The organism is Streptococcus sp. 27098_8_186 (genome assembly GCF_041432055.1).
Classification (GTDB): domain Bacteria; phylum Bacillota; class Bacilli; order Lactobacillales; family Streptococcaceae; genus Streptococcus; species Streptococcus dentalis.
Genome location: NZ_JAPVYV010000001.1, coordinates 538,525 through 555,586, shown reverse-complemented (window position 1 = coordinate 555,586; position 17,062 = coordinate 538,525). Strand labels below are relative to the sequence as shown.

The 17,062-nt window shown below is 43.2% G+C and carries 14 protein-coding genes; 13 read left to right on the top strand and 1 reads right to left on the bottom strand.

The genetic code is table 11. The features are described from left to right. Window positions 1-31 precede the first annotated feature (31 nt). The 6 genes from O3602_RS02695 (at window position 32) to O3602_RS02670 (ending at window position 5,925) form a co-directional block, all read left to right on the top strand. Window positions 32-442: a peptide deformylase gene (locus O3602_RS02695; RefSeq protein ID WP_045759814.1), complete on the top strand. Its 411-nt coding sequence runs from the start codon at window positions 32-34 to the stop codon at window positions 440-442. Window positions 443-576: 134 nt separating this feature from the next. Beyond that, window positions 577-1,023 carry a MarR family winged helix-turn-helix transcriptional regulator gene (locus O3602_RS02690; RefSeq protein ID WP_371611094.1) on the top strand — a complete coding sequence of 149 codons (447 nt, stop codon included), beginning with the start codon at window positions 577-579 and terminating at the stop codon, window positions 1,021-1,023. Then, window positions 1,020-2,822, top strand: coding sequence for an ABC transporter ATP-binding protein (locus O3602_RS02685; protein WP_371611093.1), 1,803 nt, complete (start codon window positions 1,020-1,022; stop codon window positions 2,820-2,822). The genes O3602_RS02690 and O3602_RS02685 overlap by 4 nt, the downstream gene beginning before the upstream one ends. After that, window positions 2,815-4,575 (top strand): ABC transporter ATP-binding protein, encoded by a 1,761-nt coding sequence (locus tag O3602_RS02680; protein WP_371611092.1) that lies wholly within the window; start codon window positions 2,815-2,817, stop codon window positions 4,573-4,575. The genes O3602_RS02685 and O3602_RS02680 overlap by 8 nt, the downstream gene beginning before the upstream one ends. Before the next feature lie 265 nt (window positions 4,576-4,840). Beyond that, a complete protein-coding gene (locus O3602_RS02675) occupies window positions 4,841-5,356 on the top strand; it encodes a phosphatase PAP2 family protein (RefSeq protein WP_024054809.1) in 516 nt (171 codons plus the stop codon). Window positions 5,357-5,439: 83 nt separating this feature from the next. Beyond that, window positions 5,440-5,925 (top strand): GNAT family N-acetyltransferase, encoded by a 486-nt coding sequence (locus O3602_RS02670; RefSeq protein WP_371611091.1) that lies wholly within the window; start codon window positions 5,440-5,442, stop codon window positions 5,923-5,925. A gap of 488 nt (window positions 5,926-6,413) precedes the next feature. Here the strand turns inward: O3602_RS02670 and queG are convergent, their stop codons facing one another. Then, a complete protein-coding gene (queG, locus tag O3602_RS02665; RefSeq protein WP_371611090.1) occupies window positions 6,414-7,553 on the bottom strand; it encodes a tRNA epoxyqueuosine(34) reductase QueG in 1,140 nt (379 codons plus the stop codon). A 115-nt stretch (window positions 7,554-7,668) separates the two neighbouring features. On the opposite strand from queG, the gene manA reads away from it, so the two are divergent. The 7 genes from manA (at window position 7,669) to alr (ending at window position 17,022) form a co-directional block, all read left to right on the top strand. Then, window positions 7,669-8,613, top strand: coding sequence for a mannose-6-phosphate isomerase, class I (gene manA, locus O3602_RS02660; protein ID WP_003013123.1), 945 nt, complete (start codon window positions 7,669-7,671; stop codon window positions 8,611-8,613). 127 nt (window positions 8,614-8,740) lie between these two features. Further along, window positions 8,741-9,481, top strand: coding sequence for a MerR family transcriptional regulator (locus O3602_RS02655; RefSeq protein ID WP_371611089.1), 741 nt, complete (start codon window positions 8,741-8,743; stop codon window positions 9,479-9,481). Between the two features lie 370 nt (window positions 9,482-9,851). After that, window positions 9,852-11,696: an APC family permease gene (locus O3602_RS02650; RefSeq protein WP_003013326.1), complete on the top strand. Its 1,845-nt coding sequence runs from the start codon at window positions 9,852-9,854 to the stop codon at window positions 11,694-11,696. Between the two features lie 174 nt (window positions 11,697-11,870). Next, window positions 11,871-14,390, top strand: coding sequence for a preprotein translocase subunit SecA (secA, locus tag O3602_RS02645; RefSeq protein WP_003013159.1), 2,520 nt, complete (start codon window positions 11,871-11,873; stop codon window positions 14,388-14,390). A gap of 52 nt (window positions 14,391-14,442) precedes the next feature. Further along, window positions 14,443-15,471, top strand: coding sequence for a 3-deoxy-7-phosphoheptulonate synthase (locus O3602_RS02640; protein ID WP_003013268.1), 1,029 nt, complete (start codon window positions 14,443-14,445; stop codon window positions 15,469-15,471). 86 nt (window positions 15,472-15,557) lie between these two features. Then, the gene (gene acpS / locus O3602_RS02635) at window positions 15,558-15,923 is read left to right on the top strand and encodes a holo-ACP synthase (RefSeq protein WP_003005615.1); all 366 of its coding nucleotides are present in this window, start codon (window positions 15,558-15,560) and stop codon (window positions 15,921-15,923) included. Next, entirely contained in the window at window positions 15,910-17,022 is a 1,113-nt protein-coding gene (gene alr, locus O3602_RS02630) for an alanine racemase (RefSeq protein WP_371611088.1), read from the top strand. The genes acpS and alr overlap by 14 nt, the downstream gene beginning before the upstream one ends. Window positions 17,023-17,062: the final 40 nt, after the last annotated feature.

Genomic DNA, 17,062 nt, shown 5'->3' with positions numbered 1-17,062 from the left:
TTTCATCTATCTATCAAGAAGTGAGGAAGGAATGAAAAAGAATATTGTAAAAGATGTCTTATTTTTGGGTCAAAAGTCAGAAGAAGCAACACCTGAGGATCGCACCTTGGCTTTGGATTTGCAGGACACCTTAAATGCTCATCTCCTTGAGTGTGTGGGTTTAGCGGCTAATATGATCGGGGTGAAAAAACGGGCGATTATCATCCGAATGGGAAGTGAAAATCTGGTCCTGTTTAATCCGGTTCTCCTTGAAAAGAAAAAGCCTTACCAAACAGAGGAAGGATGCTTATCCTTGGTAGGGAGTCGGCCAACCACTCGTTATGAGGAGATTTCAGTGGCCTATCGAGATGTGAATTGGAAAGCAAAAACGATTCGTTTGTCAGGTTTTCCAGCCCAGATCTGTCAGCATGAAATGGATCATCTAGAAGGCATTATTATCTAAAGATGAAGGATGGAGTCGATTCGGCTCCATTTTTTAGTTCTTATGGAAACTTTTTTCTTGACAGGGATCTTTTTTGTGCTAAAATAGTTCTCATAGTAACTTTAAAGTTCTTATGAGAACTATTTGGAGGAATGATGGACAAACCGTTACAAGAATTTAAAAAAATCGGCCATCTCATTCACCTCATGGTAGAAAGAGAGGCCAAAAAGCGTGGTTTTGAATTTAGCGCAGGACCACAAGGTCAGGTATTGAGCTTCTTATCTCATCGTGAAAAAGAGGGAAAAGTGACCTTGATTCGGGATGTTGAGCAGGAACTTCATATCTCAAAATCCGTGACCAGTAACCTGATCAAGCGGATGGAGAAAAATGGCTTTATTTATTTAGAGGCTAGTCCGACCGATAAACGGGCCAAGTATGTCTACCTAACAGACGGTGTAAAAAACAAGTTGAATGGCATGAAACAATTCTTTGAGGAAGTGGACCAGAAGATGATGGCTGGTGTATCAGAAGAAGAACTGGCCATCTTTTTCAAGGTTATGCATCAATTTTATGAGAATATGAAAAAAAGGAGCGTGGAATGATCAATATGTTTCGGCGGTTAACCGCCAAAGAATGGGGCATGATTGCTCTTAGTACGGTCTTTATCTGTCTGGCTGTTTGGATGGATTTAAAGACTCCTGAATACTTATCTGATATCACGACCCTCTTAGCTAAGGATGGGACCAAGGCTTCTGATATTATGGATCCGGGAAGCAAGATGTTTCTTTTCTCCTTTGGAAGCTTTTTGATGGCAGTTTTTGTGGGCTTTTTGGCTTCAAGAGTCGCTGCCAGCTTTACGACGCGACTTCGAGGAGAGATTTTCCATCAAGTGATGGATTACTCTGATGCCGAGATCAAGAAATTCTCCGTTCCTTCTCTCTTGACCCGGACGACCAACGATTTGACTCAATTTCAAATCATGATTGTGATGGGGATGCAAGTTGTGACGCGTGGTCCCATTATGGCGATTTGGGCTTTGACCAAGATTTGGGGGAAGAGCAGTGCCTGGACAACTTCTGTTGGGATTGCAGTCTTGATGGTCTTGATTCTTCTTTCTGTTTTGGTTCTTATTGCCTTTCCTCGCCAGCAAAAGGTTCAAGGTTTGACCGATGCCTTGAATGCGACGACACGGGAGAGTTTGACTGGGGTGCGAGTGGTTCGTGCTTACAATGCAGAAGCTTATCAAAATGAAAAATTCCAGGCTGAAAACAAGGGCCTAACCCGTCTAAATCTCTTTGTTTATCGTTTGATGTCTTTAATGAACCCGGTTATGACAGTGGTATCAAGTGGGTTGACCCTTGCTATCTACTGGATTGGGGCGCACTTGATCAATGATATCGCCATGCCAAAAGATCCTACAAAGATCCTCACCAGTCCTGCATTAGCGGATCGGACCAAGGTCTTCTCAGATATGATCACCTTCTCTTCTTACGCTATGCAGGTTGTCGTTGGCTTTATGATGATGGTGGCCATCTTGATTATTCTTCCTCGTGCCTTGGTATCTGCCAAACGAATCAACCAGGTCTTAGCTTTAGAGCCGTCTGTAGCCTTCCCAAGTGAGTCAAAAGAAACAACAGGCCAAGAGGGTACCGTTGAATTTCAAGATGTTTCCTTCCGCTATGGACGGACTTCTCGTGCGGTGATTGAACACGTGACCTTCTCAGCTCAGAAAGGACAAACTGTTGCCTTCATCGGATCAACTGGTTCTGGTAAATCCACTTTGGTCAATTTAATTCCACGTTTTTACGATGCGACAGAAGGAAAGATCTTAGTGGATGGCATCAATGTCAAGGACTATAGCCACCAAGAATTGAACAATAAAGTCGGCTACATTCCCCAAAAAGCAGTGCTCTTTAGTGGCACGATTCGCTCCAATATGGAATTTGGAGAAAGTAGTCAAGGAAAATTAGAGGATGAAGCCATCTGGAAAGCTCTTGAATTGGCTCAAGCCAAAGAATTTGTTTCCGCAAAAGAAAAAGGCTTGGATACAGAAGTAGCGCAAGGAGGAAGCAACTTCTCTGGCGGTCAACGGCAACGCTTGGCCATTGCGCGTGCCCTGGCACGCAAGCCCGAGATCCTCATCTTTGATGATTCTTTCTCAGCCCTGGATTATAAAACGGATCGTATCTTGCGCCAAGCCCTGAAAGAAGAGCTGGCAGATACGACCAAATTGATCGTTGCCCAACGGATTTCGACCATTATGGATGCGGATTTGATTTTGGTCTTGGATCAAGGGAAGGTCGTCGGTCAAGGCACCCACAAAGAATTGCTTGCGACCAATGAAGTCTATCAAGAAATTGCCTATTCACAATTGTCTAAGGAGGAGTTGGAACATGCATAAAACAAAACAAGATTCGTCCCTTTGGAGACAACTTTCTCCCTATTTGAAGGGCTTCCACCTATTTTTCCTAGTTGCTATCCTCTTTTCAATCGTATCGAGTATTATCACGGTTATTGGACCGGATAAGTTAAAAGAAATCACGGATACCATCACAAAAGGGATGGGAGGCGCCATTGATATTGACAAGATCACTTCGATTGCCCTGACCTTAGCCATTCTTTATGGAGTTGGAGCACTGGTGTCCTACAGCAGTAGTTTCATTATCTCAACCATGATTCAGCGCTTCGCAGAACGCTTGCGCAATGCCATCGCTGAAAAGATCAATCGTGTACCTCTCCAATATTTTGATAGTCATGAACAAGGAGATACCTTGTCTCGTGTGACCAATGACGTGGATTTGATGACCCAATCCTTTAACCAAAGTTTGGTTCAAATGGTCTCCTCTATCGTCTTATTAATTGGCTCCATCTTTATGATGTTTAAGACGGACTGGCACTTGGCTGTCACAGCGATTGTATCCGTCTTTGCCGGCTTTGCTCTTTCCAGCATCATTATGGTTAAGAGTCAGCCTTTGTTTAAACAGCAACAAGATAATCTTGCCAAAGTTTCAGGCTATGTTGAAGAAATCTATAGTGGCCACAATGTTGTCATTTCCTATAATGGCCGTCATCAGGCCAAAGATCATTTTGATACCATCAACCAAGATTTGTACCATAGCATGTGGAAATCCCAATTCTTCTCTGGGATCATGATGCCCTTGATGCAGTTTGTAGGGAATTTCGGCTATGTCATGGTCTGTATCGTTGGGGCTGTCCTCACCATTAATGGGGATATTACCATCGGAACCATTGTGGCCTTTATGACCTATGTCCGCATCTTTACCCAACCAATTGGTCAAATGGCCCAAGGAATTACCCAATTGCAATCAGCCAGTGCTGCTATGGGGCGTGTCTTTGAATTCTTGGATGAAGAAGAAATGGAAGACGAATCCCAAAAAACTCGTCAATTGGAAACACCAAAAGGTCATGTCACCTTTGAACATGTGCGCTTTGGCTATTCACCAGATAAGACCATTATCCATGACTTTACAGCTGAAGCGAAGCCTGGGCAAAAAGTGGCTATTGTTGGTCCGACAGGTGCTGGTAAGACGACCATGGTCAATCTCTTGATGCGTTTTTACGATATTCAAGCTGGTAAAATTGCTATCGATGGAGTGGATACCAAGGCCATGAGCCGTGAAGAAGTTCATGATGCCTTTTCGATGGTCTTGCAAGATACCTGGCTCTTTGAAGGCACTATTCGAGAAAACCTGGTCTTCAATCAAACTGATATTTCAGATGAAGCGGTCGAAGCGGCAACCCGAGCTGTTGGGGTCCATCACTTTATTCGGACCTTGCCGAATGGCTATGATACTGTATTAGATGATTCAGTGACCTTGTCCGTTGGTCAAAAGCAACTCTTGACCATTGCGCGTGCCCTCTTGAAGGATGCTCCGCTCCTCATCTTGGATGAAGCAACCTCATCTGTCGATACCCGTACAGAAGAGTTGATTCAAAAAGCCATGGACAAACTCATGGAAGGCCGAACTTCCTTTGTCATTGCCCATCGCTTGTCCACTATCCGTAATGCGGATCTGATTCTCGTGATGAAAGATGGAAATATTATCGAGCAAGGCAACCACCAAGAACTCATGAGCCAAAATGGCTTCTATGCTGATCTCTATAATAGCCAATTCACAGAAGAAGTAGCATGAAATCAAGATACAAGGCTTGTGAAATGTAAAGTAAAAAAATAGGATAGAAGGCAATTCTATGTGCTTCTATCCTATTTTTTATGCTGGAAGAAGGGATGGGAAAGACGATTCTTAGGTACAGAAAAATGACAAAGCGTCAAAAATAGATCGCTTCTAATGTTAAAAAGAAGAAAGAGAGGATAAAAAAGAAGCCTGGCTTGACAGGCTTTCTTAGGATCGCGTATACTAGTAGTACAAAAACGAGATGATAGACAGGAGTGCCAACATGAAGCCCAATCTTCAAGATTATCTGAAATTTTATCGTTGGCTAACCCTGCCTTTTACGAGAAAGCCACGTCGTGTGCAGGTTCTTCAAAGGATGAATCGAATCCTGACGTTCGCCATGCCAGGCATCTACGGCCTGGTCTTTTGTTGGCTGTTTTTAAAGAAAACTTCAATGGGAGAAATCTGGCCTTTTATCTGGATCCCTGCTTCGGGTTTTGTCTTGTTTAGTCTCTTTCGTCATTGGGTCAATGTTCCAAGACCTTATGAAAAATGGGAGATTCAACCGTTATTAGAAAAAAATTCATCTGGTCATTCCTTTCCTAGCCGACATGTATTTTCGGCGACCATTATCTCCATGTGTGTCTGTCAGTTGTCGCTTTCTCTAGGAATGTGCTCCATGCTCCTATCTCTTCTATTAGCCCTTGTCCGAGTTATTGGAGGGGTTCATTATCCCAAGGATGTTCTCGTCGCTTGGGGGCTGGGACTCGTTTGGGGAGGACTCTTTTTGCTGGTTTGAATGAACAAATTGCTGAAAATTGACCTTTGTCTAAGAGCGAGGGATAGTGTATACTGGAAAGTGGACTTAGAATAGGAGAGAAGATGAAGTACAGAAAAGCAGAAAAAGCAGATCTGGATCAGGTGGTTCGAGTAGCCAGTACAGCCTTTGAGGACTATCTATTTTTAAAAGTTATCAAGGATTTGGTTCGGGATCCCAAGCAATACCCAGCCTTTGTTGAGGCAATGATGCGCATCTTGGTGAAGGTTTTTCTTAAGCACCATATTTGCCTTGTGGCAGAAAAAAACGATGAAATTTATGCGGTAGCCTTGTTGCAAAAGGGACCGATTCCTTTTCGGGCCTATCTATTAAATGGGGGATTTGGTTTGCTCAAGTTTATTTCCTTGAAAAATATGTTGGCCTACTTTAAATTTATGGAGGACACGGATAAGGAATTGGAGCAAAATGTAGACTTTGATTGGTATTTGATGCTTCTCGCAGTCGCCCCTAAACACCAACGGCAGGGCTATGGCAGTCGCTTTATGACAGAAGGAATTGAGCCTTTCTTGGAAGAGATCAAAGGGGAATAACTAGCCTTTTATACCAATACCAAAGGAAATGTCTATTTTTACACGAAAAATGGTTACAAGGAAGTCTATTCAAGTGAGATTAGCTTTAATCAAGTAGAGATGGGTAGTTGGTATTTCTTGAAGGAACTAAAAAAACACTAAGGATACAACCTTAGTGTCAGCTTGATGACAAAGTCATTTTAGAAACTTTCCTTAGGTGAGTACGGACGACAGCGAACTTCGAAGAAGTTCCATGACTTAGTTTTGAGCCCCTTCGCTTTTCAATTTTTGGACTCTGGCTAAAACAGTTCCCCGAACTGTTTTACTCTCAAAACTCCCGAGCTCTTGAAACTGAATAGTTTCAAGAGCTTTTCTCACGTCGGAAAGTTTCAGTTGATGATTGAATAATTCTAACGAATAATTTTTTTATTTTTACAGAAGTTAATAGATTTGTATAAAATAGCAATTTGTATACGCCCTCACACTAAGGTTACAACCTTAGTGTTTTTTCATTGTAGTTGTGGATCAGCTCGAACACCGAATTTTTCAAAGAAAGCAGTTCGTTCTTCTATGATAGCGTCCGTCGGATGTTTGATATTCCGTAAGAGCTCAACAAGGTCCGGCGTGACTTCACGAAGCAGTTGCCCTAAAGACCAGATAGCCGTTGCAATATGAATCTGATTTTGTGAAGTTTCGATGATGTTCAGGAGCTTAGGGATGGCCGAGCGGTCATTGGCATTGGCTAATGCAATGATGGCATTGCGCTGGAGGATGTTCTTGCCTCGCCAACTTCCAGCAATATGTCCGAATTTTTCCTTAAATTGTCCGTTGGACAGCTCGATAAAAGGAATCAACTCTGGATGAGCCAGATCAGGATCGATTTCTGTTGCCAAGGGATTATCTAGCCCTTTGTTATAAGGACAACTAATCTGACAGATATCACATCCATAGATGACCGTTTTAATTTTCTTGCGAAATTCTAGGTCCATCATGCCCTTGTCTTGGGTTTGGAAGGACAGACAGCGTCTGGCATTCATAGAGCCATCCCCGATTAAACAGGAGGTTGGACAAGCATCCAAACAACGTCGACAGTCTCCACAACCATAGTCGACTGGCTGATCTGGTTCGATTTCGAGGTTGGTAATCAATTCCCCCAGAAACATGTAAGAACCGTATTCTTTTGAAATGACCAAGCCATTTTTTCCGATAAAGCCAATCCCTGCTCGTTGGGCGACAGCCGTATCAACCAGTGCTCCAGTATCGACCATGCCCTTGTATTCAAAATCTTGCGTCATTTCTTCAATCCCAGCTGCTAAGCGGTTGAGCTTGTCTTGAAGAACATAATGGTAGTCTAATCCCCAACTGTTGGGCGTAAATTTTCCTCTTTTATAGGCTGTTTTTTGAGGTTGTTGCTTGAGTTTATGGGGGTAGGCGACAGCGATTGAGATGATGGTCTTTGCGGAGGAGAGACTTAATTTGGGGTGGATGCGCTCTTCAATATTCTTATGCTCGAATCCAGAATTCCGTCCTTCCTCAACGGCCAAGCGGAGCGATTTTTCCAAATAATCGAAGTCATCAGCAGTTGTAAATCCAATTTTTGAAATCCCAATAGAATGCGCCAGTTGGATAATATTTTTTTTTAGTGTCATCCCTTTCATTATACACAAAAATGAAGTTTCTGGCGAGAGAGGAAAATAATAGAAAGGGCTTTCAAAAACTTTCTTTTTTTTGTATAATAGAAACATGAAATGCGAGGAGGATATTATGGGACAACCATTATTTTTACATTCAGTCATGCAGGAAAAAATTTGGGGAGGAACTCGTCTGAAAGAAGAATTTGGTTACGAAATTCCGAGCGACCATGTCGGTGAATTTTGGGCGATTTCAGCCCATCCACATGGAGTTTCTAAAGTAGCCAATGGTCCATACGAAGGAATGGGATTGGACCAGCTCTATCAAGAGCATCCGGAATTATTCGGGAATCGTAAAGAACCTGTCTTTCCTTTATTAACAAAGATTTTGGATGCCAACTATTGGCTCAGTGTACAGGTGCACCCAGATGATACCTATGCAATGGAACATGAAGGAGAACTTGGAAAAACTGAGTGTTGGTATGTGATTGCGGCTGATGAAGGATCTGAGATTATCTATGGACACAATGCCAAGTCAAAAGAAGAACTCCGCCAGCAAATCGAAGATAAAAACTGGGATGCCTTGTTAACAAAGGTTCCTGTCAAGGCTGGAGATTTCTTCTATGTGCCAAGTGGGACCATGCACGCCATTGGTTCTGGAATTTTGATTCTTGAAACCCAACAGTCGAGTGATACCACCTACCGGGTTTATGATTTTGACCGTAAGGATGCTCAAGGAAACTTGCGGGAACTTCACTTGGAAAAATCAATTGATGTGTTAAACATCGGTGAGCCTGCCAATAGCCATCCAGATACAGTTGTGATCGATGATCTTCGTATGACCACCTTGGTTGCAAGTGATTTCTTCACCGTTTATAAGTGGGAACTGACTGGAAAAGCTGATTTTGAAAAGACTGCTGATTACAGCTTATTGAGCGTCTTAGCCGGAGAAGGAAAATTGACGGTAGATGGAAAGGATTATCCTATTCAAAAAGGAAGCCACTTTATCTTACCGAGCGATGTTGAATCTTGGACTTTGGAAGGGCAAGGTTTAGAATTGATCGTGAGTCATCCATAAAAAAGAAAGGGTTTGAGTTAAAAGCTGTGAAACAACTCAAGCCTTTTTTATCTGAAAACTATTTTTATGTTTAGCCTTGACTCTGACCTAAGGGGAGGGATTATACTATCCTTGTAAGGAGGAAATCATGTACCATATCAAAGAAGCTGCAGAGCTGTCAGGTGTCTCTGTCAAGACCTTGCACCACTATGACAAGATAGGACTTCTCGTTCCTGGCAAATCTGAAAAAGGCTATCGGGTATACAGTCAAGAAGATTTAGAACGATTACAGGTGATTCTCTACTACAAGTATCTAGGATTTTCCTTAGACCAAATAGCAGAACTCTTAGCCGAAGAAAAATCTAACTTATTGCCCCATTTGACCAAACAGTTGGACTATTTGACTCAAGAAAGACAACGTCTGGATACCTTGATTTCTACCTTGCAAAAAACCATTCAAGAACAAAAAGGAGAAAGAAAAATGACTATTGAGGAAAAATTTACTGGATTTAGCTACCAAGATACTCAAAAATACCAGCAAGAGGCGGTAGATAAGTACGGTCAAGAAGTCATGGATCAAGCGCTTGAACGTCAAAAAGGTCGAGAAGAGGAGGCGACAAGAGCCTTTAATCAAGTCTTTCAAGCCTTGGCGAAAAACCTCCAAGCAGGTTTGCCAGTAACAGCATCGGAAAACCAAGAAGAAGCAGCCAAACTTTTAGACGCGATTCGAACGTATGGATTTGACTGCTCTATCGAAGTTTTTGGTCATATCGGCAAAGGCTATGTCTATAATCCAGAATTCAAGGAAAACATCGACAAGTTTGGAGCTGGCACAGCCCAGTACACTTCGGATGTCATTGCCTTTTATGTCGAAAATCAAGCAAAATAAAAAAGTGAGAGTGGGACAGAAATCGGTAATTCGTTAGAATTCGATTTCGTCGTCCCACCTCCGCACAGTTGAGTAGGACTGTAAAAGCTGATGAAAACAGCGTAGTAGAGCCCACTCAACCACTGTGTCTTGCTCGACAATCCAAAAATAATTGAGAGGCTAGGATTTTTGTCTCAGCCTCGTTTTTTGCTTGGATAAATTTGAAAAGAAGCTGACTTATCTAAGAGAGGTTGAATGAACACAATGAAAACTTTATGAAAATTTCATAATTTTGGTTGACAGTCTTGAAAAAAAAGAGTAGAATAACCCCTGTTTTATGAAAAGAGGCAGGGAATTCCCGGCCTCATGAACTTTTTTCAAGGAGTTTTTTATGTTTTCAACATTGAAAAAATGGTTTATTGGCCGTCCGTTGAAATCTGGTGCAGAAGGTGAAGGCGGGTTGCTTGGGAAAATGCAGGCCTTGGCCATGCTCTCTAGTGACGCGCTTTCTTCTATCGCCTACGGTCCAGAGCAAGTTATCCTGGTCTTGATGACCGTTTCAGCGGGAGCCATTTGGTGGTCCATTCCAATTGGGATTGTGGTCCTGGTTCTCCTAGCTAGTTTAACGATTTCTTATCGCCAGGTCATTCATGCCTACCCTCAAGGGGGAGGGGCCTACATGGTGACTACGGAGAACTTGTCTCCCAAAGCGGGTTTGATCGCTGGTGGTAGTCTCTTGGTCGACTACATGCTGACAGTAGCAGTATCTGTGTCTTCCGGTGCAGATGCCATCACGTCAGCGATTCCATCTCTTCATCCTTATAATCTTCACATTTCCATTTTATTGGTCTTGATCTTGATGCTAATGAACCTGAGGGGATTGCGCGAATCAGCGACATCGTTGATGATTCCGGTCTATCTTTTCATTGTCAGTACCATTGCCTTGATCGGCTATGGTGTGATCCAAATCTTGACGGGTCACTTGGCCTATAACGCAACTGCTCATGTGGGTCAAACTATTTCAGGGGTTAGTATCATTCTCTTATTGCGGGCCTTTACGAGTGGATCCGCTTCCCTAACAGGGGTTGAAGCCATCTCCAATTCGGTTCCTTTCTTTAAGAAACCAAAAGCAAAGAATGCAGCCTCTACCTTGACCATTATGGCTTTGATTTTGGGGATCATGTTTGCAGGGATTACCTTCCTCAATTACTGGGTGGGTGTCGTTCCGGCAAAAGGGGTAACGACTCTAGCCCAAATGGCCCAAGCTATCTTAGGGAATTCCCCAGTCGGACAAGCCTTCTTTTATGTCTTCCAATTATCAACAGCCTTGATCTTGGCAGTTGCGGCTAATACTGGCTTCTCCGCCTTTCCAATGTTGGCCTTTAACATGGCTAAAAATAAATACATGCCCCACATGTATATGGAAAAAGGGGATCGTCTGGGCTATTCTAATGGGATTTTGACCTTGGCGATTGGTGCGATCGTCTTGCTCTTGATTTTTGATGGACAAACAGAAAGCTTGATTCCGCTTTATACCATTGGGGTCTTCATTCCTTTTGCACTTTCTCAAACAGGGATGGTGATCCACTGGAAACGCCAATATCAAAAAGGATTTCTTAAGTATTCGCTTGCCAATATCCTGGGGGCAGCCATCTGTTATGGGATTGTCTTGATCCTCTTATTATTCCGTTTGCGTGAGATCTGGCCCTTCTTCCCTATCATTGGTCTCTTGCTTTGGATGTTCTTGAGCATCCGTAATCACTATGATAAAGTTGCGGCCCAATTGCGCTTGGGAGGTCAGATCGAAAAGACAAGTTATGCGGGCAATACCGTGATTGTCCTTGTTGGGAATGTCACTCAGGTAAGTGTGGGAGCTATGAGTTATGCAAACAGCCTAGGAAACGATGTTGTAGCCATGCACGTCTCAACGGAAGAAACCAAGGCCAAAGATGCTGAGGTAGCAGAAGAATTTAAGCATTATTTCCCTCATATTCGCTTTGAAAATGTCATGACGAGTTACCGGGATATTATCCAGCCAACGGTTGAATTTGTTGCGAAAGTAGCTGAGGAAGCTAAGAAAAAGGGGAATACCGTTACAGTCTTAGTTCCTCAATTCATCCCTAAAAAACATTGGCAAAATGTTCTCCACAACCAGATGAGTTTGAAATTGAAGTACGCTCTTCGTTGGCATGAAGAAGTGGTTGTAGCAAGCTATTCTTACCATTTGTCTGAATAAACATCGAACAAAGAAAAGATGTCTGCTTTAGCAGGCATTTTTTTGAATCCTTCAACACGAAAAAAATTATTAAAATGTCCTGTAAGATACAGCATTGATCTTGAAAAAATATTAAAAAAATGCTAGAATAAAAAGAACGTTTTAAATTTTAAAAGATTCAAAGTAAGGAAAAAAATGGCAAATTTATTAAAAACAATTATTGAAAATGATCGAGGCGAAATCAAACGCCTGGAAAAAATGGCTGATAAGGTATTTTCTTATGAAAACCAAATGGCAGCTTTGTCAGATGACGAATTAAAAGCTAAAACAGTTGAGTTTAAACAACGCTACCAAGACGGTGAGTCTTTGGATGATCTCTTGTATGAGGCTTTTGCGGTTGTCCGTGAAGGGGCGAAACGGGTACTTGGTTTGTTCCCATACAAGGTACAGGTTATGGGGGGGATCGTTCTTCACCATGGTGACGTTCCAGAGATGCGTACAGGGGAAGGAAAAACCCTGACAGCTACCATGCCTGTATACTTGAATGCATTGTCTGGTAAAGGCGTGCACGTTGTTACCGTCAATGAATACTTGACAGAGCGGGATGCAACAGAGATGGGAGAACTTTACTCATGGCTTGGCCTTTCAGTAGGGATCAACCTTGCAGCGAAATCTCCAGCTGAGAAAAAAGAAGCTTACCTCTGTGATATCACTTACTCAACCAACTCAGAGATCGGATTTGACTATTTGCGTGACAACATGGTTGTGCGTGCAGAAAACATGGTTCAACGTCCATTGAACTACGCCTTGGTCGATGAGGTAGACTCAATCTTGATTGACGAAGCGCGTACTCCATTGATCGTTTCTGGTCAGACAGCTTCTGATACGAGTCAGCTCTATCACATGGCTGATGCTTATGTGAAAACCTTGACAGAGGATGATTACATTATCGATGTTCCCTCTAAAACCATTGGTTTGTCTGATTCTGGTATTGACAAGGCAGAAAGCTACTTTAATCTTGAAAACTTGTACGATATTGAAAACGTAGCTTTGACTCACTTTATCGACAATGCCCTTCGTGCAAACTACATCATGATTTTGGATATCGACTATGTGGTTAGCGAAGATCAAGAAATCTTGATCGTCGACCAATTTACTGGACGGACCATGGAAGGACGTCGTTATTCTGATGGTCTTCACCAAGCGATCGAAGCCAAAGAAGGTGTTCCAGTTCAAGAAGAAACTAAAACATCTGCATCGATTACTTACCAAAACCTCTTCCGTATGTACAAGAAGTTGTCAGGGATGACAGGGACAGGGAAAACCGAAGAAGAAGAATTCCGTGAAATTTATAACATTCGCGTGATTCCAATTCCAACCAACCGTCCGATTGCCCGTATTGATCATCCAGACCTTCTCTACCCAAGCTTGAAATCAAAATTCAAGGCTGTTGTGGAAGATGTGAAGTCTCGTCATGAAAAAGGTCAACCAGTCCTCGTGGGTACTGTTGCCGTTGAAACCAGTGATTACCTTTCTCAATTGTTGGTTCAAGCAGGTGTTCCTCACGAAGTTTTGAATGCGAAAAACCACTACAAAGAAGCGCAAATTATCATGAACGCTGGTCAACGTGGCGCTGTTACCATTGCGACCAACATGGCCGGACGTGGTACGGATATCAAACTTGGTGAAGGTGTCCGCGAACTCGGTGGACTGTGTGTCATCGGGACAGAACGTCACGAAAGCCGTCGGATCGATAACCAGCTTCGTGGACGTTCAGGACGTCAAGGGGATCCAGGTGAATCTCAATTCTACTTGTCTCTTGAAGATGAATTGATGCGCCGTTTCGGTTCTGAACGGATCAAAGCAGTGCTTGATCGCTTCAAGTTGAGTGAAGAAGAATCGGTCATCCGTTCAAACATGTTCACCCGTCAGGTAGAGGGTGCACAAAAACGGGTTGAAGGAAACAACTACGATACTCGTAAACAAGTCCTTCAATACGATGACGTGATGCGGGAACAACGGGAAATTATCTACGCTGAACGCTATGATGTCATCACAGCTAACCGTGACTTGGCGCCTGAAATCAAGGCCATGATCAAACGGACCATCAAACGGATTGTTGAAGGAGCCAGCCACTCAAGCAAGGAAGAACGTATCGAAGCGATTTTGAACTTTGCCAAATACAATTTGGTTCCGGAAGATACGATTTCTGAAAGCGATATTGAAGGAAAATCTGACAAGGAAGTTATTGATTACTTGTATGCACGTGCAGAAGAAATCTATGCCAGCCAAGTAGCGAAATTGCGTGACGAAGAGTCTGTGCAAGAATTCCAAAAAGTCTTGATCCTTCGTGTGGTGGACAGCAAGTGGACGGACCATATCGATGCTCTGGATCAATTGCGAAATGCGGTTGGACTTCGTGGATATGCGCAAAATAACCCAGTGGTAGAATACCAATCAGAAAGTTTCCGTATGTTTAACGATATGATCGGATCGATTGAATTTGATGTGACTCGTCTCATGATGAAAGCCCAAATTCACGAACAAGAACGTCCACGTACGGAACACAGTATTTCAACAACTGCGACTCGCAACATTGCAGCGCAACAACAAGATATTCCAGCAGATATTGACTTGTCACAAGTGAAACGCAACGATTTGTGCCCTTGTGGTTCAGGTAAGAAATTTAAAAACTGTCACGGACGTAAATTTTAAGAGCTCCTCTGAAATAGAAAGAGGATGGGTCTAGGTAGCATAAGGAGGCCGTATGGTATTCATTACGAAGAGCAATAAGATTGATGAGCAAGAGATCACTTCGCTTTACCGCTTGGAAGGTCCAGCCTTGGAGCGCAAAGAAGCGCGTGATCGTGAGTTGGAAGCGATTATCAAAGGAGAAGACCAACGGATCCTTCTTGTGATCGGGCCTTGCTCTTCTGATAATGAAGAAGCTGTGATGGAGTATGCCCGTCGTTTGGCAGACTTGCAAGAGCAAGTCAAAGATCAGATTTTCATTGTGATGCGGGTCTATACGGCTAAGCCTCGGACCAATGGGGATGGCTATAAAGGCTTGATGCACCAACCAGATACTCATGGAGCACCAAGCTTTGTGGATGGTTTGAAAGCGGTCCGACATCTCCACTACCGTGTGATTACAGAAACTGGTTTGACAACTGCGGATGAGTTGCTTTATCCAGCAAGTCTTGTGTATGTTGAGGATTTGATTTCTTATCATGCCATTGGAGCGCGTTCGGTTGAAGACCAGGAGCATCGCTTTGTATCTAGTGGGATCTCTGCTCCGATAGGCATGAAGAATCCAACCTCTGGAAATCTTTCTGTCATGTTCAATGCGATTTATGCTGCCCAACATCCCCAAAACTTTTTGTTCAATGCCCAAGCAGTGGAAACATCAGGAAATCCTTTAGCCCATGCGATCCTTCGTGGGGGCTTGGATGCAAGTGGTAAGAATGTTCCAAACTACCATTATGAAGATTTGCTAGCGGCAGCAAAACGCTATAGCGAAATGGGCTTGCAACATCCCTTCATCCTGGTGGATACCAACCATGACAACTCTGGCAAACAATTCGAAGAGCAAGTACGCATCGTGAGAGAAACCATGATGAACCGTGCTTGGAACAAGGATTTGGCAACTTTAGTTCGTGGTTTCATGATTGAATCCTATCTAGAAGATGGCCGTCAAAATGAACCAGTGGTTTATGGTCAATCCATCACAGACCCTTGCCTGGGTTGGGAAAAAACACAGGCCTTGGTCAAAGAAATTGCAACGATGAATAAGTAAAAGGCAGGGGCGGAAGGAGTGATTCTTTAGCCCCTTCTCTTTTGTCAGTAAAACGATACTGAAACGATAAATAAGGATAAAACAAGATGATCAAAGGACATGGCATCGATATCGAATCGATCGCTGCGATTGAAAAAGCCTATCAGAAGAATACCCGATTCGCTGAAAAAGTCTTAACTGAGGCTGAGCGAGAGCGCTTTGAGGAATTGTCTGGAAAACGGAAAATGGAATATTTAACGGGCCGATGGTCCGCCAAAGAAGCCTTTTCAAAGGCAATGGGAACAGGGATTGGACCGGTTGGTTTTCAAGATTTAGAGATTTTAAATGATGCCCACGGAGCTCCCTATTTTTCCAAATCTCCTTTTTCTGGGAAGGTCTGGATTTCGATCAGTCATAAGGGAGACCTAGTGTCGACCAGTGTCATTTTGGAGGAAGAAAATGAAAGCAAGTAAACATAGACCAACTGTTGCAAGAGTCGATTTGGATGCCATTGCCTTTAATGTGCAACAAGTCAGTGAGCATATTCCGAGTCAAGCCTTGAAATATGCAGTCGTCAAGGCCAACGCCTATGGTCATGGGGTCGTTGCGGTGACCAAAAAATTGGCGCCTCAGGTAGATGGTTTTTGTGTTTCCAATATGGATGAAGCCCTCGAAATCCGTGAAGAAGGCTTGCAACACCCTATTTTAATTTTGGGAGTTGTGCCAAGTGAAACAGTGAATCTAGCCAAAGAGCATGACATCCGCTTAACGGTGGCTAGTCTTGCTTGGTTGGATCAATTGCTTGGAGAAGAAGCAGATCTTTCAGAATTGAAGGTCCATATCAAGGTGGATTCAGGAATGGGGCGAATAGGATTCCGAAGGATCGAAGAGATCAAAGAGGCTGAACGCCTCCTCTTAGCAGCTGGAGCTGAAATTGAAGGGATCTTTACTCATTTTGCGACAGCAGATGAGGCAGATGATCGAAAATTTCAAGAGCAATACCAGTTTTTCAAAGAAGTATTGGCTGCTCTTGAATCCCTTCCTCCCATTGTCCATGCGAGTAATTCTGCTACCTCTTTGTGGCATGCGAATACGATTTTCACAGCTGTGCGCTTGGGAGATGTCATGTATGGCTTGAATCCGAGTGGATCTGTGTTAGCCTTGCCTTATGAAATCAAGCCGGCCTTGAGTTTGGTGAGCGAATTAGTTCATGTGAAACAGTTAGAAGCTGGTCAAGATATTGGCTACGGGGCAACCTATACGACAGAAGAACCCCAATGGATTGGGACGATTCCTATTGGCTATGCGGATGGTTGGATCCGAGAGATGCAAAACTTCCATGTGCTGATTAAGGGGGACTATTGTCCCATTGTTGGTCGCGTTTCGATGGACCAGATTACTGTTCGCCTTCCCGAAGAATTGCCTCTGGGGACCAAGGTTACCCTGATTGGACGAGAGGGCGAGAAAGAAATCACAGCAACAGAGGTTGCAGATTACCGTGGGACCATTAATTATGAAGTGGTCTGTCTCTTGAGCGATCGGATTCCTCGTGACTATACAGGTGAAGAATAAGAAGAAGCAGGTGGGATTTTCCCGGATGGACCTGCTTTTT